We start from the raw sequence: 20,896 nt of genomic DNA on the forward strand, positions 1-20,896 counted from the left end.
ACATGAACACCTCCCCACCAACCCATCCCACCTTTAACCAAGCCCTCAAACTTTGGCTTAAAATTGGCTGTATTAGTTTTGGTGGTCCTGCTGGGCAAATTGCCTTAATGCACAAAGAGCTAGTTGAAGACAAACGCTGGATTTCAGAAGGTCGTTTTTTACACGCGCTTAATTATTGTATGTTGTTACCTGGCCCTGAAGCCCAACAACTCGCCACTTATATTGGTTGGTTGTTACATGGTCGTTGGGGAGGGCTGATTGCGGGTGGCTTATTTGTGTTGCCATCTTTGTTATTGTTTTGGTTATTAGGTTGGCTATATATGAGCTTTGGCCAACTGCCTAGCGCACAAGCCATTTTATGGGGTATTAAACCTGTCGTTGTCGCCTTAGTGTTAGCAGCGGCATGGCGTTTAGCCAGTAAAACCCTAAAAAACAATTATCTACGCGCCATTAGTTTGGCGGCCTTATTAGCCATTGTGGCGGGGTTAGGGTTCGTGTGGATTGTATTGGCCGCTGCCTTAATAGGTTTAGCCTTGTACCGTTGGCAACCGTCTTTATTTAAAACCGCAGGACATGGCAGTAGTGGCAAAAGTTATGGCGCAAGTGTGATTGATGACCATTCCCCCTTAGCAACTCATGCCCAATATCAAGCTCACACATGGCGCAGAGCCTTATTGGTCAGTCTGATTTTATGGTTTGGCAGTTTAAGTGCGGTGTTTTTTATCTTTGGCCAAACTCATTTATATAACCATATTGCTCAATTTTTTAGTAAAGCCGCGTTATTAACCTTTGGTGGCGCGTATGCCGTTTTACCTTATGTTAATCATGCGGTTGTCGTGGATTATCAATGGTTAAGCCAAGCGCAAATGATGGATGGTTTAGCCCTTGGTGAAAGTACACCAGGCCCATTGATTATGATTGTTGCTTTTGTGGGTTTTGTTGCAGGTTGGCAACAGGCTTTAGGCAATGATCCTTTAATTAATGCCATGATTGCCTCAAGTCTGGCCACATTTTTTACCTTTTTGCCGTCATTTATTTTTATCTTTTTGGGTGCGCCTGTGGTTGAAGCCACTCGACACTTACCTAAACTTCACGCGCCGTTAACGGCAATCAGTGCCGCTATTGTCGGCGTGATTGTTAATTTAGCCTTATTTATGGCCTATCATGTGTTTTGGCCACAAGGGTGGGGCAATACGATAGATTATCCTGCACTGTTGTTAGCAATAGTGGCATGTGTTGCCTTGCTTCGTTTTAATGTCGGGGTCATCTCTTTATTAGCTGTCTGTGCGGGGATTGGCCTTGTCCTCAAATAAAAAGCCATCATAAAACAGGTAGAATACAGCATTTAGATGCAGAACAGGATTGCATTAGACTGCACTTTTGGTTAGCGTCTCATACAAATAGGCGTTATGTATTTTATCGAAGGCGAGCATCAATCCGAGTCGGAGTTATCATGTTGAGCAAGTAGAGCAGTATGAATGCTGCCGAGAATATGCATCAATCAATGACCCTCGTTTAAGCCTAAATGATGATGAAACAGAGATACCACAGACTTTAGACGCTAAACACTACAACAATACATCCCCCATGTGACCTAAGTCGACAGAGAGAAATTCATGGAAAATCAACATCAAACACAAGAAACGCATAAAATATTGGTGGTCGATGATGATGTACGCTTACGTACGCTATTACAGCGTTTTTTAGAAGAGCAGGGCTATACCGTAAAAGCCGTACCAGATGCGTTACAAATGGATCGTATGTTAGCCCGTGAGCTGTTTTCATTGATGGTATTAGACTTTATGTTGCCAGGTGAAGATGGTTTGGCGATTTGTCGTCGCTTGCGTGCGGCTAACAATCAAATGCCTATTATTATGCTGACAGCGCGTGGTGCAGATGCCGACCGTATTAGCGGTTTAGATGCAGGCGCAGATGACTATTTGCCCAAGCCATTTAATCCTCAAGAGTTACTAGCACGCATCAAAGCCGTGCTTCGTCGGCAGGTACGAGAGTTGCCTGGTGCGCCCTCACAAGTGGCTGAAGTGGTCAAATTTGGCCCGTGGGAGCTGGATTTATCAACCCGTGAATTTCGTAAAGATAACGAAGTTGTACCACTGACTACAGGCGAGTTTGCGGTACTCAAAGCCCTTGTGCAACATCCACGCGAGCCATTAACCCGCGATAAATTGATGAATTTAGCCCGTGGTCGTGAGTGGGGAGCGATGGAGCGTTCTATTGATGTGCAAGTCTCGCGTTTGCGACGTTTAATTGAAGAAAACCCTGCCAAAGCACGTTATATTCAAACTGTATGGGGCGTGGGTTATGTGTTTGTACCCGATGGTAAAGAGTCGGTAATATAATGACGACGGCCACCCCAGAGCCCATCTACCGTGGCTGGTTTGACCGTATATGGTCAAAAATCAAGCCCAAAAGTGCTGTTTGGCGGACGACCTTAGTGATTAGTATTGTCTTGGTCGTTAGCCAATATTTATCATTGGCATTTTTTTGGTGGAATCTCTATTTGCCAGAAATGCGTCAACATGCGCATTATGTGGCGGTCAACCTGTCGTTATTACGTAATGCTGAGCAGCAGGTGCTCGAAAACCCACAAGCCTTAGAAATGCATGAATGGATTAAACGCTCCACAGGCATCGAGGTGATTCGTAATCCCGACGAGTTTCCTTCGCTTAAAGACAAGCCGTTCGCCGAGTTTTTTACCCAAGAATTAGAAGAACAATTACGGCGAGAATTACATGAGCCGATAGATGTCTATTTTGAATTTAAACCTACACCACGCTTGTGGATGTATATTCCGTCCATGAAAGATGTATGGATTCGTGAACCCCTCGTATTTTTCGCCCAATATAATCCGTTTATTATCATTGCATGGGTGATTGGTGTGCCTATTTTGGCCATCATTGCTATCGTCACTTTAGTTCGGCAACTTAATCGCCCCTTAAAGCGTTTGGAGTTGGCGGCTCGTCGTGTGGCTAAAGGACAACACGCGACCATGCTTGAAACACAGCGTGGCCCTTCCGAAATTCGTGCTGTTAATACCGCTTTTAATCAAATGACACACGATATCCAACAAGCGGCCAAAGACCGTACAGTGATGTTGGCGGGTATTTCGCACGATTTGCGTACGCCCTTAACACGCTTACGATTGACGGCTGAAATGATGTCTGACAAAGACCTTGCTGAAGGCATGATTTTAGACATTCAAGATATGGATGCCATTTTAGACCAATTTATTTCCTTTATGCGTGACGGTTCAGACGAGCCTTTAGAGCTGACAGATATTAATGCGGTACTGGCAGAAGTCGCGGCACAGTTTTCCCAACAAACAACGGTGAGTTTTCAGCCAGAGCCTTTGCCTGATATCATCATTCGTCGTATGGCAATTAAACGGATGATTGGTAACTTGGTAAATAATGCCTTGCGTTATGGCCAAGCCCCCATTGACTTATCTGCCTTAGAGGGACGACAAGAGTTAGTTATTAAAGTACGAGACCACGGACTGGGTATTGATGAGGCCAAATTACCCGAACTGATGCAGCCCTTTGTCCGTGGCGAGGCTGCACGGACAACACAGGGGTCGGGTTTGGGTTTAGCCATTGTTGCGCGTATTGTCCGTATGCACAAAGGCAGCTTAGTTATTTGTAACCACCCTGAGGGTGGTTTAGAAGTCTCCGTCAGCTTGCCACTACCGAAAATCGTATAATATTAATGAAGTTGATGCGGGAATAAGCGACGAATATCCCCTGCACTAAACACATATTCCGTATGACAAAATTGGCAATGCAAACGAATGCTGCCTTGCTCGGCAATGATATCTTCACACTCCGCTTCGCCAATACTAATTAAGGCATTGGCGGTATTATCGCGTGAGCAAGTACAGGCAAATGTCACGGCTTCGCTGGCAGGTAAGACCACAGACTCCTCATGGTACAACCGATACAGTACCTCATTCGTCGATAAGTCTAATAATTCGGCAGGTTGTAGGGTTTCGGTGATTTTTAACAGACGAGGCCAACGGTCTGCATCTTGGTCGGCTTCGCTTTGTGGTAATGCTTGTAATAACAGCCCCGCACCTACCGTGCCATTCGTTGCTAACCATAGGCGCGTCGGTAACTGCTCTGATTGGGCGAAATAATTCTCTAAGCAGGCGGCAATCGTTTCACCTTCTAATGCAACAATGCCTTGATAACGTTGACCCTGATTAGGCTCTAAGGTAATCACCAATAAACCGTCAGTACCTAATAGCTCGGCAAGACTGGCTTGATTTGGGCAAGGGAGGGTGTCACTTAATTGGGCGATGGCACGTACTTCATGATGGTGATTACATTCCGCCATCATCATTTTTAGTGCGCCTGTACCGCGCGCTTGTAAACTCAAACGGCCTTCTAGTTTTAAGGTTGCCGTCAGCAACACACTGGCGGTGACCAGTTCTGCCAAGCGTTGTTGTATAACAGAAGGATAACTATGGCGCTCAAAAATATCGGCCAAACTTTGTTTTAACTGCACAATCTCACCACGAACAGGGCTATCAGCAAAATAAAAGCGTTGGCGTATATCTGACATAACGTGACCTATAAAATCATCAACAGAGAGTGTGAAAGCACAGATAGGGGGATAAGCAATCCTTTACATAAAGCACAACCGCTAGGCGCTATCTGTAACATTGCTTAAGTTTGTCGATTTTAGCAATAAAAATGCAGTATAGCGTGTTTATTAACGGCTAAAGGCAAAGTTTATTTGTATGCTCACCTAAGTGTCATAACGCTATGCTGGCGTTGCTTAGTGCAAAACGATTGATGTTGGCAACCCAAAGGGAAAGAACGATTTTTTGAGACGACTTTGTTGTTAATCGCTTATTTGGAATTACCAAACTACGCGACTCATGCCGCGTATCCTGTAAAAAATAGCTTCTTTCGCAACCACAATCCAAACATCAACAGACCCTAAGCGTATTTCAACAGCGTTGAATATTGTCTGAGCAACTTGTGTATTCTCTGCACAGTCACAGAAATGCCCTAATTTTTCTTAGCAACTGGCGTATAATCACTAAAAATCAACCGATTGTTAGACACGGAGGCTTGACCTGTGTCATGCTAATGGGTAGCTTTAGAAGGTTTTTAAAGACATCGGAACGCTAAGACTGGCAAAAGGGTTGTTTTTTTCGCTTGGCGCAGGCCTCAACAGTCTCTAAAATAGCCATATCTGGCAAACGACATTCCTAAACCAGGAGGAACTCAATGAAACTCAATCGGATTGCACTTGCTGTCGTGTTGGCAGCTCCTATGGCCATGTCGGCACATGCTGCTTTATTCTCAGTGACGCCATTATTAGGCTATCACGCACCAGATGAAGGTGACAGCGGTGCTTATGTGGGTTTAGCAGCTGGTGTTAAGCTTGTTTCGTCTGTCTCTGTTGAAGCAGAATATGGCAAAGCGTCAGACGCAAAATTATTCAACGGTAATGTGCTCATTTCGCCAGCATCGTGGACAGCAGGCAGCTTGTCTCCTTATGTCTTAACAGGTATTGGTCAACAAGATTTAGACTACACAAAGTCTGGTGTCACAATGTCTACCACAGACACCGTCATGAATTTAGGTGGTGGTGCATTTTATAGCTTCAGTGATGCCTTAGCATTACGCGGCGAATTACGTGCTATTCATAACTCTGACCAAAGTAAAACCGACTTTTTAGTGTTAACTGGTTTACAGTATGGTTTTGGTGGTGAAACTAAACCGATTCAATATGTCCCTGTTCCCGAGCCAAAAACCTACGTGCCAGTAGATACGGACGGTGACGGCGTGGTAGATACTAACGACCGTTGTCCAAATACGCCAGCAGGTTGGGAAGTGGGCGTTGATGGCTGTCCATTAGACAGTGACAAAGACCGCGTACCTAACAGTATTGATGAATGTCCAAACACCCCAGCAGGTATGCAAGTGGGTGCAAATGGTTGTCCGTTAGATGAAGATAAAGATGGTGTAACTGACGCTAACGATAAGTGCCCAGGTACAGCCGCCAATGTTGTCGTAGATGACAAAGGTTGTGCGAAGATGGTCACTAAAGAAGTGAAAGAAGCCATTAAAGAGCAAATCAATATCGTCTTCGATTCTGGTAAGTCTGTTATCAAGCCAGAATACAAAGGTGAAGTTGCTAAGATTGCTGATTTAGCTAAACAGTACTCTAAATCCTTCATTACTATCGAAGGCCACACAGACTCTTCTGGTAGCCCAGCTAAAAACAACACATTGTCTCAAGACCGTGCAAAAGCTGTCATGAGCATGTTAATTAGCGAATATGGTATTGATGCCAGCCGCTTAACAGCGATTGGTTACGGTTCTAGCAAGCCTATTGCTGATAACAAAACAGCCGAAGGTAAAGCCAAAAACCGTCGTGTGATTGCTGTATTGACTGCTGAGAAAACAACGACAGTCAGTAAAGTAGTTACTAAGCCTGTTAAAGCAAAAAAAGGCAAAAAAGCAACTAAGAAAAAAGCTAAAAAATAATTAGCTTCACTTAGTCAGCACTAAAGAGAGAGAACTTTTATCGGTTTTCTCTCTTGGCAAATCGATTAAAGCCATCTTTTGATGGCTTTAATCATTTTTAAGCACTTAAATACTAAAAATCCCTATTCTTTTGCTCAAGTTGTCATCATTCTTGCGTTATAATGCGCCCCTTTTCAGTAACACTCGGCCTTAGACAAAATCATGTCCATTGAAAACTTGCGAAATATCGCCATCATTGCTCACGTTGACCACGGTAAAACCACCTTGGTAGATAAACTTCTTCAACAGTCTGGTACGCTCGGTGAACGTGCGGGTGAAATCGAACGAGTCATGGACTCTAATGCCCTTGAAAAAGAGCGTGGTATTACCATCCTCGCCAAGAATACGGCTATCAAATGGCGCGACTACCGAATTAATATTGTCGATACACCCGGCCACGCCGACTTTGGTGGTGAAGTCGAACGCGTATTAAGTATGGTGGACTGCGTATTGTTATTGGTTGATGCCGTAGATGGCCCCATGCCACAAACCCGTTTTGTGACCATGAAAGCCTTTGCACAAGGTCTAAAGCCGATTGTGGTTGTTAATAAAGTTGACCGTCCTGGTGCTCGCCCAGATTGGGTAATTGACCAAGTGTTTGATTTGTTCGACCGTTTGGGTGCGACAGATGAACAGTTAGACTTCCCAGTTGTTTATGCCTCTGCCTTAAATGGGGTTGCAGGTTTGTCGCCTGACGACTTGGCAGAAGATATGACGCCGTTATTCCAAACCATTGTTGACCGTGTAACACCGCCGAGCGTTGACCAAGAAGGCTCGTTCCAAATGCAAATCTCCTCGCTAGATTATTCTAGTTATGTGGGGGTGATTGGGATTGGTCGTATTCAGCGCGGTAAAGTGAAAACCAATACGCCTGTCGCTATTTTGGATAAAGATGGTAAAAAGCGTAATGGTCGTATCTTACAGGTCATGGGTTATCATGGCTTACAACGTGTGGAAGTACCAGAAGCGACCGCTGGTGACATCGTTTGTGTAACAGGCATGGAAGGTCTGAACATTTCTGATACCTTGTGTGACCCACTGAACCCAGAAGCCTTGCCTGCCTTAACCGTGGATGAACCCACTGTGTCGATGACTTTCCAAGTCAACACCTCCCCATTTGCGGGTAAAGAAGGTAAATATGTCACCTCCCGTGTGATTAAAGACCGTTTAGACCGTGAGTTAATTCATAATGTTGCCTTACGTGTGGAGCAAACAGACAGTGCCGACCGCTTTAAGGTGTCTGGCCGTGGTGAATTGCATTTGAGCGTGTTGATTGAAAACATGCGTCGTGAAGGCTTTGAATTGGGTGTCTCTCGTCCAGAGGTCATCATGCGTGAAGTCGATGGCGAGATGCAAGAGCCATTCGAAAACGTCATTTTTGATGTAGAAGAGCACCATCAAGGCGTCGTCATGGAGCAAATGGGATTACGCAAAGGCGAAATGACCGATATGGTGGTTGATGGTAAAGGCCGTATTCGTATTGATGCCACCGTCCCATCACGTGGCTTGATTGGCTTCCGTTCGGAGTTTATGACCTTAACCTCAGGCACAGGTATCATGACCTCGAGTTTTTCGCACTACGGTGTGGCTAAAACAGGTCAAGTCGCCAAACGCCAAAATGGGGTACTGGTATCTATGGTACAAGGGACGGTACTCGCCTATGCACTATTTAACCTACAAGAACGTGGCCGTTTATTCGTTGAGCCTGGTGTAGAAGTGTATGAGGGCATGGTGGTTGGTTTGAATGCGCGTGGTGATGATATGGTGGTTAATCCCACCAAAGCCAAGCAGTTAACCAACATTCGTGCGGCGGGTAGTGATGAAAATATCATCTTAACACCCCCTATCAAATTCACACTCGAACAAGCCTTAGAGTTTATTGAAGATGATGAGTTGGTGGAAGTGACACCAAAATCGATTCGTGTACGTAAAAAGTATTTAACCGAAAACGAACGTAAACGCATGAGCCGAGCAGGCTAATAAAAAAGGCGACCGATGGTCGCCTTTTTTGTCTGCCGATAATCGTACCTATATGCCATTAAGCGTAAACATATTGACTTTTGGCAAATGCTAGTCGTTTAATCTTTTTCTCTGTTTTTGGTCATATTCTAAATAACTTCCCTTATACTATTTGCACAGACTTGTTTTGCGCACTGTACGCACGATGAAGTACAGTTTGTAACACAGGGAACTGATGACCAGTCTTAGCGAAAGAAGGATTAACACGATGACTACGCATTACATTATTTCCATGATTGCCGAAGAACACCACAAAGCCTTAGTGAAATCTTTATTGGTTACGTTTGGCGACCGTGGTGATAATCAGTGGACGTATCAAGATAATGTTGCGAATAGTGATGTCATCATTGTCGATTTTGAATTATTTGCCCAGCGTTTACCGTTACGCGATGGCAAAGCGGGTCATATTGTGGTTGCTTATGCCCCACAAACACCTTCCAATTCCCCAACGCCATTTATGATGTCTAAACCCGTACGTGGGCGTGACTTTGTGAAATTACTAGAGCGTTTAGAAGATGTCTTAAAGGCAACGGATGAAGATGAGTTTGCTAAAACACACCGTCGTATTGTGTTTTAAGTGGGTGGTGTAGCAGCGGCTCTGTCGAAGTGCCGCTTGCTACTATACACCGTATGCCTAGCCAAAGAATTGAGTATCAGCCCTTAAAACAAGGCACGGTTTACCATAAAGTGGCAAACAATACTTAATACATAACCCAAAGCCACTGCCCACGTCCATTTTAAGTGGCTAAAAAACGTATAGTAACCTTTGGCTTGCCCCATCATGGCAACCCCTGCCGCAGACCCTACCGATAACAAACTACCGCCTACGCCTGCCGTTAAGGTGACTAATAACCATTGGCCTGTACTCATCTCAGGATTCATCTGCAATACGGCAACCATGACGGGAATATTATCAACAACGGCGGATAATAGACCAATAGACACGTTGGCAGTGGTTGCGCCTAAGTCGTGGTACAGTAAATGAGAGGCTAACTCTAAATAGCCGACAAAACCTAAGCCGCCCACACACATAATCACACCAAAGAAAAATAACAGCGTATCCCATTCGGCTTGTGCGACAAATTTGAAGCTATCAAAGGCCTGAATGTCACCAAGGCTACCATAGTGACTTTCATCAGAGGATTTTTTGACATGTGTTTGTTGTAGGTAATAACCATAAAATTTCAGTAAAGCTAAACCCGTCATCATGCCTAAAAACGGAGGAAGGTGTAAAAAACTATGAAAAGAAACAGCCAGTACAATCGTTGCAATAAATAGCATCAATACTGTCCATGCACCACGTTTTAGGGGTGAGGGTTCGTGGCTCGCAGGTGGCGTATCGGTACTGATGGCAAATGACATGCACAGCGCAGGTACAACAAAATTCACTAAACTAGGCAAAAATAAATTAAAAAATGTCCAAAATTCGACGAGGCCTTTTTGCCATACCATCAGTGTCGTAATGTCACCAAAAGGGCTAAATGCACCGCCTGCATTAGCGGCAACGACAATATTGATAGCACCTAAACTAATAAATTTAGGGTTATCTTTACCGACCGCCATCAAGACCGCACATAAAATCAGGGCGGTGGTTAAGTTGTCTAAAACGGGCGATAAAAAGAAGGCACAGCCGCCAGTCAACCAAAATAATGCACGGTAGTTAAAGCCACGACCAATTAGCCATACACGTAGGGCATCAAAGATACCGCGTTCGGTGAGGGCATTGACGTAGGTCATTGCGACTAATAAAAACAACAGTAATTCACCGTACTCTAATAAGTAATGTTTAACCGCCTCTTCAACAAGCTGGGGTTCACCCGTCCAATTATAGGCAATGACCACCCAAATCAGACCTGCCGCTAAGGTCACAGGCAATGATTTTTTGATATGCGTTTTTTCTTCAAAAATGACGCATAGATATGACAGGATGAATAGCGCCAGTACGGTATAACCGAGTGGCTGTTGTGTGAAGTCAGAGTGGGTGCTGGCATAAGAAAAAGTAGGAAGTGCCAGTAGTAGGCTAGCCGACAAAAATTTTAGCATAAACACTCCATTGGTTTTTTTGATAACACGTCTAACGTGACGCGTTTAGCGTCACAGATAAGAACGCTACCCTTGGAGTGTATGCCGATAATCCGCGTGAGACGAGCAGATTAGTGCTTATTTTTTCTTTTTAGTTTTGCTCTTTTTTTTGCTTTTAGTTTTAGACGTGCTTGCGCTAGGGGTGTTGTTTGTGGCGCTGGTATCGCTCGCTTGGGGTGTGGTTGGAGTGGCCGCTGCGGCTGTGGTTTGGCCTGTTAATTGGTTTTGTAAAGCACCACTGGCACCCTTGACTAAATCGCTTGCCAGTTGGCCATTGGTGCCGCCACCTGCTTTTTGTGCGGCCTTTTGTGCGGCGATATCGGTCGCAATCGTGCCAAGCGGATTCGTATCAGCCGTAGGCGATTTTTTAGCCATATCAGCGGCTTCTTGTTGGGCTTGCTGTTGTAATTGTTGTTTACTGTTGGTCTCGGTATCTTTTAGGATTTCTTTGCCACTTTTGCCTTCAATTGCACCAGACACCGCTCCTTGAATGCCTTGATTCATCAATTGTTGGCCAGCTTGTTTGAGGTCTAAAGCCTGCGCTGTGGTGTGTAAACCCAAAACAGCAGAGACAATCAGAATATACTTCATCACACACTCCTATAAATCATACGGTAAATGTATCAAATTATTTCAAAAAATAGCCTAGCACGTCATTTAGATAATTAAAACCCAACTCTGTACAAGCAATGTAGTGATCACGCTGCTGTAGCCAGCCTTTTACCAGTAGAGGATGTAATAACTCTTCTAACAGACTATCGCTTAAACCTGTACGTTGGCTAAATAACGGGCGTGCAAAGCCCTGTTTTAAGCGTAGTCCATTCATCATAAATTCAAATACTAAATCATCAGTATCGATTTGTTCTAAGGCTAAGCGTCTTTGTTGGGTGGAGGTGTTGGCTAAATAATCTTTGGGTAAACGGGTTTTTCGATACCGAAAAATGCCTTCTGGGGTCGTCACTTTGCCATGTGCACCTGCACCTATCGCCAAATAATCGCCAAATTGCCAGTAGTTCAAATTATGTTGACTGGGATGGTGTTGGCTATAAGCCGAGACTTCGTATTGCTGGAAACCTGCTTGCGTGAGTTTGCGTTGGCCTGTCTCTTGAATCGTCCACAATAACTCATCATCAGGCAGTGTCGGGGGTTGCCGATAAAAAGCGGTATTGGGTTCGATGGTTAATTGATACCAAGATACATGCGTAGGGCTAAGACTTAATGCCATGTCTAAATCTGTCATCGCGTGGTCTAGGCTTTGTTCAGGCAAGCCATGCATTAAATCGAGATTAAAATTAGTAAAGCCGGCCTGTTTAGCTAACTCAACCGCTTGTATAGCATCTTGTTGGCTATGGATACGCCCTAAGGTTTGTAGGTGTTGCGGATTAAAACTTTGTACCCCTAAAGATAAACGGTTAATACCTGCGGCTAGATAGCCGTCAAAGTTATCATGCTCAACGGTGGCGGGATTGGCTTCTAAGGTAATTTCACACGTCTTGGTAAAGGCTAAGCGACGACGTAACGCGCTAAATAAGTCCTGATAAGCGCGACCTGATAATAAAGAAGGCGTGCCACCCCCAATAAAGACACTGTGAATAGGCCGTCCTTGTACCCATGCTAATTCGGTATCTATATCCTCAATTAAGGCCTGAATATATTCCTGTTCGGGTAGCTGTTGTGGGCTGGTATGTGAGTTAAAATCACAATAAGGGCATTTGCGTACGCACCAAGGTACATGAATATATAAACTTAATGGCGGTAATGAGGACATAAAAAATGGCTTATTGGTTAATGAAGTCTGAGCCCACGGTCTTTGGTATAGAACATTTACAGCAACGAGATGTCGCGTTGTGGGATGGTGTGCGTAATTATCAGGCACGGAATTTTTTACGGCAAATGAAAAAAGGCGATATGGCTTTTTTTTATCATTCCAACTGTAAAGTGCCTGGTATTGTGGGGCTGATGATGATTGAGCGAGAAGGTTATGATGACCCTACCCAATTTGACCCCCATCATGCGTATTTTGACCCCAAATCGTCCTTAGCTAAGCCGCGTTGGACGGGGGTTGATGTAAGGTTTGTAGAAAAATTTCAGGATACCTTATCTCTAAATACGCTCAGAGCCATGCCTGAGTTGGCGGATTTACCGTTGGTGCGTCAGGGGAATCGTTTATCGTTAATGCCTGTCAGTGACCAACAATGGCAAGTTATCTGGGCGCATTGCAAGCGTTGAGCACAGGACTGCCTATGGCAGCCCTTGATATACCTTAGAAGGTATTTTCAGATGCTGAGGGTTCTGAAGATGATTCTTCCTCACCATAGTTGTTCATGTCTTCGTCTGTGTCTGTATTAAAACTGGGTAAGGCGGCTTGCCCAAACGGAGCGTTGAACGGATTATGCGCCTGCCGCTGTGCTTGCAACAAGGTCATCACGGTGGCTAATGGCATATCGTTGAGGGTGAATTGTTCATCTTTGACGGCAGCACGAACGAAATAGCCTTCATTGTCACTTTTAATCAGACCATAATCATTTAAGCTATTAAATAACGGACTAAATTCGGCTTTACTTTGTGCAATACGGTCGATAGTGGCACGATTAGCATGTAAGGTTAAGGCTAAATCCGTTTCTGCACCAAAGGTTTCGCGCGCAGGTTGATTAAGGCCAATTTTGCTAAAGTCGATGCCTTTAACGTGGCCACGTAAGCTGACCCGCATCTCACCCATTTCTACATAAAAATCGTCAATTTTAAACTCAGGCTTTCCTGTATAGAGGGCTTTAGCTGCGTCAACAAACTCCGTAAAGTTGGGTTTACAGCTTGCGCCTAAGCGTTTTAATTCTTGATTAAATTTTTTGAATGCAGCAAGGTCTACCCGATTCATGGCCATTTTGAATCCTGCTTTGCCTGCGCCTTCTTGGCCAAAGCTCAGTTCGCCTAAACGAATGTCATGGCTGATATTGGCAAGTTTAGCTTGCTGTTTCAGCTCATAACGCATGCTCAAATTATCAATACGTAAGGTGTTGCTGAGATGAGGAATATTATCCGTTAATTCAAATTTATCGACAGAGAATAGGCTACTAAAACCTGCATCATTCGCTTGTTGGGTCATCTCAAATTTGATATTGCTAAAACCACCAAGACTACTGTCGTCTTTAACCAAGTCTAAACTTTTGGCGACCATATTGGCCTGTAATTGCTTATCTACAAAACGGATATCGCCTGTTACGCCACCCCATGTGAGATAGCCGTCGTTATTGGCATCAGGATTCGTTAGCCGACTAGAAGGGCTATCGATATGATATAGAACATCGCCATTCAATTGATAACGACCCGTGATGGTCATGGGGTCTTTATTGGCAAATAGTTTTTTTAAGCCGTCCTCAACATCTTTAGCAAAGACAAATTCAAGTTCAGAAGTAATTGCGCCCAGCCCAGAAATTAAATCATGTTTAAACCTTTCTTTGAGGGTAAATTTGAGCGTTTCTTGGGTACAAGGGTCAACTTGTAAGGCAAATTCGGTGGTTGCGGTACTACTAAACGCGCTGCTGTCAAAACGATGGTAGACCACTTTGAGCGGGAGGGTGGATTCGGCAGCAAAGCTTTTTAGGTGCGTAGCATAATCTTGTTTTATTTCGTACATGGCATACATAGCAGAGCCAGACCATAGCGCGGCACAACCAATACTTAATAATAACCATTTGTTCATAGGGCGTCCTTGTCATCAAACTGAGAGTTAAAGGAAAAAGTGTTAGAGCGTAGCAAAGGCAGCTTTTAATTGTGCCATAGCTTGCCCGCGATGACTAATTTGATTTTTTAGTGTGGGGTCTAATTCAGCACTACTACAACCGCGTTCAGGCAACCAAAATAAAGGGTCATAACCAAAGCCGTTCTCGCCACGTTTTTCGGCTAAGATTTCGCCATGCCAAATCCCTTGACAAATAATCGGTAAAGGGTCGTTGGCATGCCGCAAAAATACTAACACACAAACAAATTGTGCTTTAATGGGCTGATGGCGAAAAGCCAATAAGTCATGGAGAAGTTTTTCATTATTGGTGCTGTCTTTTGCGCCTGCACCTGCATAGCGTGCCGAATAAATACCAGGCCCGCCATTCATGACATCGACACACAGGCCTGAGTCATCGGCGAGTGCAGCTAAACCCGATAATTGCGCAGCATGTCGCGCTTTAATCAGGGCATTTTCGACAAAGGTTAAACCTGTCTCATCGGCATCACTAATAGACAAGGATTTTTGACTAATTAACTCAAAGGGATAATCCTGAAGTAAAGTTTGCAGTTCTTGGAGCTTGCCTTGGTTGCCTGTTGCAATGACGAGTTTTTGCATAATGAGGTCATCTAAAATGAATAATTGTTTGTTATACAAGGGATACAGGTTTCTTGCCAAGAGTATGTCACAATAGCAATTACAGAAAATGCCCCCTTTGGGGTGGTCTGATTGGTATGGCTCACGGTGATGTCGTAATAGAAAATTAAGTGCGTGTGGTCAGCATATACGCAATCTTATCAATTATATCTATCTGAGTCAGCCTGTCTTGTCATAATTCTCGAGCGTGATGTAGTGTTGTAGGTAAATCCTGAGATGACTAAGTATCGACTATTATTTTGGCTAATCATGTGTTTGTTGATGGTATTGGCAGGCACGATTGGTTTGGCATGGCAACAAGCAGACATGGCGCGCACGGTCAATATAAAGGGTACTATGATAGGAAGTTTTTTCTATTATGCCAGTTGGTTGATGCCCCTATTATTATTACTGATTATGGCGGGTTGGTGGCGTAAACAAGTCTCTTTATGGGTCATGCTCTTTAGTTCTGCGATATTACTCTTAGGTATTTATGCCCGTTTTATAGAGCCTAATTTATTAGTGGTCAAACATACACAGATTAAAACAGGATACTCGCTAAAAATAGCACTCATTAGTGATATGCATTATGGTTTATTTTCGACATCGGCCGATATGCAGCGCTTAGTCAATAAACTCAATACCTTAGACGTAGATGCGGTTTTGGTGGCTGGCGATTGGACGTATGAGCCACCACAACCTATCCCACTTGTAGATTTGCTCAAACCCTTTCAACAAGTCAAACACCCCATCTATTCAGTCACAGGGAATCATGATGAACGAATGCCTGGCCCCCCCTTAGCCGCAGAGTTACATAGTGCATTGATAGCCAATGGCGTGACACCGATTGAAGGCCAAAGCGTGGACTTGGGGCATGTACGCGTGGCGGGCTTACTCGACTTATGGGCACACCAGCGTCAACAACGAAGAGAGCGTCGCCAATCAGAACACAAAAAACAACCTTTATATTGGCAAAGTGCATTAGCAGTACAAGATAAACCGCTACTTTTGTTGACACATAACCCAGATGCTATTTTTAATTTACCGCCACTCACACAACCCTTTTTAGTATTGGCAGGCCATACACACGGTGGGCAGGTGAATTTACCTATTGTGACCCATAATATATTACGTTTTGCAACCATCGGTCACTTTAAGAGGGGGTTATACACGCTAAAAGAAGGACAAGTCTTTGTTACCAGCGGTATTGGTATAGTTGGCTTACCGCTACGATTTAATATGCCACCGACCATCGATGTGTTAGAGTTTTATTGAGGACTATATGTTAGCTCATGCAGGTGATTGCCTGTGCATAACGACTTTTAATCTTCCTCAAAGTAGTCTGAATCAATGCGTTTGATGGCATAACTGATTTCCGTAGATACACCAATATCATATTCAATCATCAACTGACATAAGGTTTTACCGTCAATCAGCGCGATTTTGTTATCTATTTTGGCGACATACTCCTCGGCTTCTTGAGAAAAGCGGGAGGTCGTCATAAAAATACCTTTTTTGGCGCGTTGGCCATGTAGAGCGCCCACAAATTTTTGAATTTCTGGTCGTCCTACGGTGTCTTTCCAGCGTTTAGCTTGAATATACACCGCATCAAGGCCCAGTCGGTCTTCTTTGATAATCCCATCAATTCCTTCGTCACCACTTTTACCCATCGCTTGCCCCGCATCGGCGCGTGTGCCGCCATAGCCCATTTTTAATAATAATTCGACCACCAATTTTTCAAAAAAGGCAGGGCTGTTATTTTTAATACGGTCGAGTAATTCGTCGGCTAATCGAAAGCTCAAATCTTGGTAAGCCGTTTCGATAATTTCGTGCGGGGTTTGTATTTGTGTGTCTCTGACAGGACGTAAGGGGCTGAGCGCTTCAGGCAAACGCAGACTTTTAGCGTATTGGTAGGTCGGTAAAGTTTGTAACAGTGCTATATTGATAAGTGGTGGTGCACTGGCTAACAAATGTTGTCCTTCGGTAGTGATTCTAAACACACCACGTTGGGTAGCTTCCAGCAGACCAGCCATTTTTAAGTGTGCTTTGGCCCAAGCAACACGGTTTTCAAACACTTTTTGTTGGCCAGAAGGCAATTTTTGCTGGCGGTCGGCTTCACTTAAGCCAAATAATTGGCTTAAATGTTGAGTGACCGCCGTATTTTTTACTTCTACCCCTGTGGCACAGAATTGCAGGAGAGGTAACATTAGACGCTGAAAATCGGGAATAGCCATACTTAAATACTTAACGACTGACGCGATAAATAGCCACTTCTCCCAATAAATTAGGAAAGCGTTTCGTTAAAAAAGAGCGTTGTTGGTCGTCATCGACCGCCAAACGATTAAGAATACGAATCCCTAACTGTTGGCACAGCTCTTCAAAATCGTTAAACGTGCACAAATGAATATTAGGCGTATTATACCAAGAGTAAGGTAGCGCTTCGGACATCGGCATTTTACCCTTAAAAAACAAATAGCCGCGTGTTTTCCAATGGGCAAAATTGGGAAAGGTGATAATAGCTTGTTGACCGACCCTTAACATATCTTTTAACAGCTTATCGGGTTGCTCTACGGCTTGTAGGGCTTGAGTCATGATGACACTGTCAAAACTGTTATCGGCAAAATTACCTAAGCCTTTATTGAGGTCTTGTTGAATCACATTAACCCCACGAGCGACACAGTCATTGATTTTATCTTCATCAATTTCTAAACCATAACCACGAATGGCAAAGTTATCGCGTAAATGAGCCAGTAGCTCACCATCACCACAGCCTAAATCTAAGACGCGGGACTGGGGTTTTATCCACCGTTCGGCTAAACGTAAATCAAGACGCATGTTTAGCTCCTTGAGTTTCATGCGCAATATTACTTAAGAAACTTTTGAGTAAATTGACATAACGAGGAATAGGAAATAAAAAAGAATCATGCCCTTGAGGAGCGTCAATATCGGCATAAGCAACGTCTTTGCCTTGTGCAATTAAGGCATTCACAATTTCTTGTGAGCGTTCTGGTGAGAAGCGCCAATCGGTGGTAAAGGAAATCACCAAAAATTTGCAGGTGGCACGGCTGAGGGCATGCTGTAAATTGTCGTTGTATTCACGGGCAGGGTCAAAATAGTCTAAGGCTTTGGTCATCAATAAATAGGTATTGGCATCAAAGTTTTTAGAAAAAACCTCGCCTTGATGGCGTAAATAGGATTCGACTTGGAACTCAACATCATAACCATATAAAAACTTGCCACTTTTGAGGTCACGACCAAATTTTTGTTTCATCGCGTCGTCAGACAAATAGGTAATGTGCCCAACCATCCGCGCTAAAATCAAACCACGTTTAGGGTAAGTATCCATTTCATAATAGTGGCCACCATGAAAATCGGGGTCAGACAAAATGGATTGGCGAGCGACTTCATTAAAGGCAATATTTTGGGCAGAGAGTTTGGGCGCGCTGGCAATAATCACAGCACTACGCAAACGTTCAGGATAATCCACAGACCATTGTAGTACCTGCATGCCACCTAAAGAGCCACCAATCACGGCTGCCCATTGTCCAATACCCAAAAAATCACTTAAGCGTACTTGGACTTGTACCCAGTCTTTGACGGTGACTAACGGGAAGTCTGCGCCATACATACGGCCTGTAGCTGGATTAAAAGAAGAAGGGCCTGTAGACCCGTGACAGCCACCTAAATTATTCAGAGCAACCACAAAAAATTTATTGGTATCAATGGCTTTATCAGGGCCGATACAACTGTCCCACCAACCTGCTTTTTTATCATCAGCTCGGTGATAACCTGCGGCATGATGATGACCTGATAACGCATGACAAATCAAAATCGCGTTGGATTTATCTGCATTTAACTGGCCATACGTTTCGTACATTAAGGTATAAGCGTCGAGTACGCGCTCACAAGCGAGTGTTAATGGCTCATGGACTTCTAAACTTTGTGGTGTCACTAAACCAACGGAGTCGGCAGGAAATGAATGAGACATTGGCAATCTATGGCTAAAGCAGGGTGGGGGATTAAGTCTAAATAGTGGTGGTGGCGAGTGCAAGTCTTTCAAGGGGCAAGGCGAGTGATTTTAGGGTCTCTCTTAAAAAGCAACTTCGGTCATCTTTTTTATTGGCATTTGGATGGTAACTTGGCGTATTGTTAGCCAATGACTAAAGATATAAAAATGGTACTATAGTGCCACAATTGGAGGGTTTATATGTCAGCATATCATTTTCAACATAAATTAGCCTTAGTCACGGGCGCGGGTTCAGGTATTGGTCGGGCAACAGCAATTCGTTTGGGGTCATTGGGCTGTCGCGTCATTATTAGCGACCGTAATGCAAACGCCCTAGCAGAAACAGCTACTTTATTGCATTCACAATCTGTAGAAAATTACAGTGAGGTCGTAGATGTTGCCGATTGGCAAGCCATGCAAGTCTTGGCAGACAAAGTGCATCAACAATACGGTGTGTTAGATATTTTGGTCAATAATGCGGGTGTGGCTACAGCGGGTGAGTTTTTACATACGCCAATTGAAGATTGGCACTGGGTGATGAGTATTAACCTGATGGGGGTTGTACACGGTTGTAAAGCCTTTGGTACAGAAATGGCCGCTCGTGGTCAAGGCCATATCGTTAATGTGGCATCCGCCGCAGGCTATTATGCTGCACCTGATATGTCAGCATATTCTGCGAGTAAACACGCAGTGATGGGCTTAACTGAGTCCTTACGTTTAGAGCTTGCCGAACATAATGTCGGGGTGAGTGCGATTTGTCCTGGGGTTATCAATACGAATATTGTGGCCGCCATGCGTACGCACGGTGAGGTGGTTAAATCACAAGCCAAGCTAGTCGATATTTACCGTAAGCGTAATTATGGTCCTGAAGGTGTGGCTGAAGCAGTTGTCAGTGCAGTTAAACATAATCGGGGTGTTGTGCCTGTCAGTCCCGAAGCATGGGTGTTATACGCGGGTAAGCGTTTAGTGCCTGAAGTGATGGACGTGGTTCAACGTACGGCCTTATTTCGTAAGTTAAAGCCCTAAGCAATGATGGGCTAGGGGCTGTTGACGTTGTGCGTGTCAGGCGTGTTACAGGTAAAAATAGAATCAGACAAGGCGCAAAACGACGTGAGTAGTTGTTCTGTTAACAAGGCTTGTCACACAGTATGAAGCTATTTTTACCGTAGCCCACAGGGAAAGAGCTATTTTTTGAGGCGATGTTGTGGTTCATTCCTTGTTTGGAATAACCCAACCATGCGGCTCTTGTTACGTATCCTCTAAAAAATGGTTTCGTTCGCAAACACACTTAAAATGTCAACAGCGCCTAGTATTAGAGTCACCAACTTTCTGAGGCAAGTCTCGCCAAGGGCAGCCCATTCTCATGCGGTAAACTATGCCTCCCATGGTCATACGCAAATTAGGCTTGCCGTATATAGAATATAGAGGGAAGCTTCAAACATCATCATGCTTAGCTTCGACTAGTGTTCATCTGTAAGCAGTAATTGAAGGATGGCAGATACGCGTTTGTGTGTCAAAACTACCATTCTACGAGTTTGCCCTTCTTTTTAAGGTAGTGTGTAAAACCAAGGTGATAATTCTATATAACCTTTGCGCACCAATGGCCAGAAGATTTTTATCACGTCAAATTTATGCACTACCCTTTCTAATATCAACTTCTGAAAAGTCAACCTACCCTATATAGTTACCTTTTTATGATAAATACGCATCACATACCAGTTCCACTTTTTAGCAAAAAACATGTTGAAAAGAATGGAAGCCAACTTGATTTTGAACATGATGTTAGCTGAACACAATCAGACTAATGGATTGGATTTTAAGATAAACGGACAACTCTATACCAATCGGTGTTTTAGTTTATTGTTTACAATAAAT

The 20,896-nt window shown here is 44.0% G+C and carries 18 protein-coding genes and 1 pseudogene; 9 read left to right on the plus strand and 10 right to left on the minus strand.

Annotated elements, in window-relative coordinates; translation table 11 throughout:
• The first annotated feature begins 2 nt into the window (after positions 1–2).
• From chrA to C8N29_RS02400, 3 genes are all read left to right on the plus strand, one after another.
• Positions 3–1,313, plus strand: coding sequence for a chromate efflux transporter (chrA, locus tag C8N29_RS02390; protein WP_107864420.1), 1,311 nt, complete (start codon positions 3–5; stop codon positions 1,311–1,313).
• Between the two features lie 303 nt (positions 1,314–1,616).
• Positions 1,617–2,360: an osmolarity response regulator transcription factor OmpR gene (gene ompR, locus C8N29_RS02395; protein WP_107864421.1), complete on the plus strand. Its 744-nt coding sequence runs from the start codon at positions 1,617–1,619 to the stop codon at positions 2,358–2,360.
• Positions 2,360–3,721 (plus strand): ATP-binding protein, encoded by a 1,362-nt coding sequence (locus C8N29_RS02400; protein ID WP_107864422.1) that lies wholly within the window; start codon positions 2,360–2,362, stop codon positions 3,719–3,721. The genes ompR and C8N29_RS02400 overlap by 1 nt, the downstream gene beginning before the upstream one ends.
• 2 nt (positions 3,722–3,723) lie before the next feature.
• Here C8N29_RS02400 and hslO read toward each other — a convergent pair whose 3' ends face one another.
• A complete protein-coding gene (hslO, locus tag C8N29_RS02405) occupies positions 3,724–4,581 on the minus strand; it encodes an Hsp33 family molecular chaperone HslO (RefSeq protein ID WP_107864423.1) in 858 nt (285 codons plus the stop codon).
• Positions 4,582–5,255: 674 nt separating this feature from the next.
• On the opposite strand from hslO, the gene C8N29_RS02410 reads away from it, so the two are divergent.
• The 3 genes from C8N29_RS02410 (at position 5,256) to C8N29_RS02420 (ending at position 9,156) form a co-directional block, all read left to right on the plus strand.
• Positions 5,256–6,521, plus strand: a complete 1,266-nt coding sequence (locus C8N29_RS02410; RefSeq protein WP_107864424.1) for an OmpA family protein — start codon at positions 5,256–5,258, stop codon at positions 6,519–6,521.
• Between the two features lie 201 nt (positions 6,522–6,722).
• The gene (typA, locus tag C8N29_RS02415; RefSeq protein ID WP_420836645.1) at positions 6,723–8,540 is read left to right on the plus strand and encodes a translational GTPase TypA; all 1,818 of its coding nucleotides are present in this window, start codon (positions 6,723–6,725) and stop codon (positions 8,538–8,540) included.
• 247 nt (positions 8,541–8,787) lie between these two features.
• Positions 8,788–9,156 carry a hypothetical protein gene (locus C8N29_RS02420; RefSeq protein WP_107864426.1) on the plus strand — a complete coding sequence of 123 codons (369 nt, stop codon included), beginning with the start codon at positions 8,788–8,790 and terminating at the stop codon, positions 9,154–9,156.
• A gap of 83 nt (positions 9,157–9,239) precedes the next feature.
• Here the strand turns inward: C8N29_RS02420 and nhaD are convergent, their stop codons facing one another.
• The 3 genes from nhaD to hemW form a co-directional block, all read right to left on the minus strand.
• The gene (gene nhaD, locus C8N29_RS02425) at positions 9,240–10,622 is read right to left on the minus strand and encodes a sodium:proton antiporter NhaD (protein WP_204509255.1); all 1,383 of its coding nucleotides are present in this window, start codon (positions 10,620–10,622) and stop codon (positions 9,240–9,242) included.
• Positions 10,623–10,739: 117 nt separating this feature from the next.
• Complete coding sequence (locus tag C8N29_RS02430) at positions 10,740–11,252, minus strand: hypothetical protein (RefSeq protein WP_107864428.1); 513 nt, start codon at positions 11,250–11,252, stop codon at positions 10,740–10,742.
• A 37-nt stretch (positions 11,253–11,289) separates the two neighbouring features.
• The gene (hemW, locus tag C8N29_RS02435; protein ID WP_107864429.1) at positions 11,290–12,429 is read right to left on the minus strand and encodes a radical SAM family heme chaperone HemW; all 1,140 of its coding nucleotides are present in this window, start codon (positions 12,427–12,429) and stop codon (positions 11,290–11,292) included.
• A gap of 5 nt (positions 12,430–12,434) precedes the next feature.
• Between hemW and C8N29_RS02440 the strand changes: the two genes are divergently transcribed.
• Entirely contained in the window at positions 12,435–12,890 is a 456-nt protein-coding gene (locus C8N29_RS02440) for an EVE domain-containing protein (RefSeq protein ID WP_107864430.1), read from the plus strand.
• A 34-nt stretch (positions 12,891–12,924) separates the two neighbouring features.
• On the opposite strand, the gene C8N29_RS02445 is transcribed toward C8N29_RS02440, so the two are convergent.
• Both C8N29_RS02445 and rdgB read right to left on the minus strand, forming a co-directional pair.
• Positions 12,925–14,361 carry a DUF945 family protein gene (locus C8N29_RS02445; RefSeq protein WP_107864431.1) on the minus strand — a complete coding sequence of 479 codons (1,437 nt, stop codon included), beginning with the start codon at positions 14,359–14,361 and terminating at the stop codon, positions 12,925–12,927.
• A 42-nt stretch (positions 14,362–14,403) separates the two neighbouring features.
• Positions 14,404–14,997, minus strand: a complete 594-nt coding sequence (rdgB, locus tag C8N29_RS02450; protein ID WP_107864432.1) for an RdgB/HAM1 family non-canonical purine NTP pyrophosphatase — start codon at positions 14,995–14,997, stop codon at positions 14,404–14,406.
• 255 nt (positions 14,998–15,252) lie between these two features.
• On the opposite strand from rdgB, the gene C8N29_RS02455 reads away from it, so the two are divergent.
• Positions 15,253–16,290: a metallophosphoesterase gene (locus C8N29_RS02455; RefSeq protein ID WP_107864433.1), complete on the plus strand. Its 1,038-nt coding sequence runs from the start codon at positions 15,253–15,255 to the stop codon at positions 16,288–16,290.
• Positions 16,291–16,337: 47 nt separating this feature from the next.
• On the opposite strand, the gene C8N29_RS02460 is transcribed toward C8N29_RS02455, so the two are convergent.
• Genes C8N29_RS02460 through metX form a run of 3 tightly spaced genes read right to left on the minus strand, consistent with a single transcriptional unit; the run spans position 16,338 to position 19,003 of the window.
• On the minus strand, positions 16,338–17,249 hold the full coding sequence (locus C8N29_RS02460) for a restriction endonuclease (RefSeq protein ID WP_107864434.1): 912 nt from the start codon (positions 17,247–17,249) through the stop codon (positions 16,338–16,340).
• 10 nt (positions 17,250–17,259) lie between these two features.
• Positions 17,260–17,850 (minus strand): methionine biosynthesis protein MetW, encoded by a 591-nt coding sequence (gene metW / locus C8N29_RS02465; protein ID WP_107864435.1) that lies wholly within the window; start codon positions 17,848–17,850, stop codon positions 17,260–17,262.
• Complete coding sequence (gene metX / locus C8N29_RS02470) at positions 17,840–19,003, minus strand: homoserine O-succinyltransferase MetX (RefSeq protein WP_107864436.1); 1,164 nt, start codon at positions 19,001–19,003, stop codon at positions 17,840–17,842. Before metX ends, metW begins: the two co-directional genes overlap by 11 nt.
• A 219-nt stretch (positions 19,004–19,222) precedes the next feature.
• On the opposite strand from metX, the gene C8N29_RS02475 reads away from it, so the two are divergent.
• The gene (locus tag C8N29_RS02475; protein ID WP_107864437.1) at positions 19,223–20,047 is read left to right on the plus strand and encodes an SDR family NAD(P)-dependent oxidoreductase; all 825 of its coding nucleotides are present in this window, start codon (positions 19,223–19,225) and stop codon (positions 20,045–20,047) included.
• Between the two features lie 285 nt (positions 20,048–20,332).
• Here the strand turns inward: C8N29_RS02475 and C8N29_RS17400 are convergent.
• Positions 20,333–20,440 (minus strand): annotated as a pseudogene (locus C8N29_RS17400) (IS5/IS1182 family transposase); the annotation flags it as partial.
• Positions 20,441–20,896: the final 456 nt, after the last annotated feature.

It is taken from the genome of Agitococcus lubricus (genome assembly GCF_003051055.1).
In the GTDB taxonomy this organism is placed as follows: domain Bacteria; phylum Pseudomonadota; class Gammaproteobacteria; order Pseudomonadales; family Moraxellaceae; genus Agitococcus; species Agitococcus lubricus.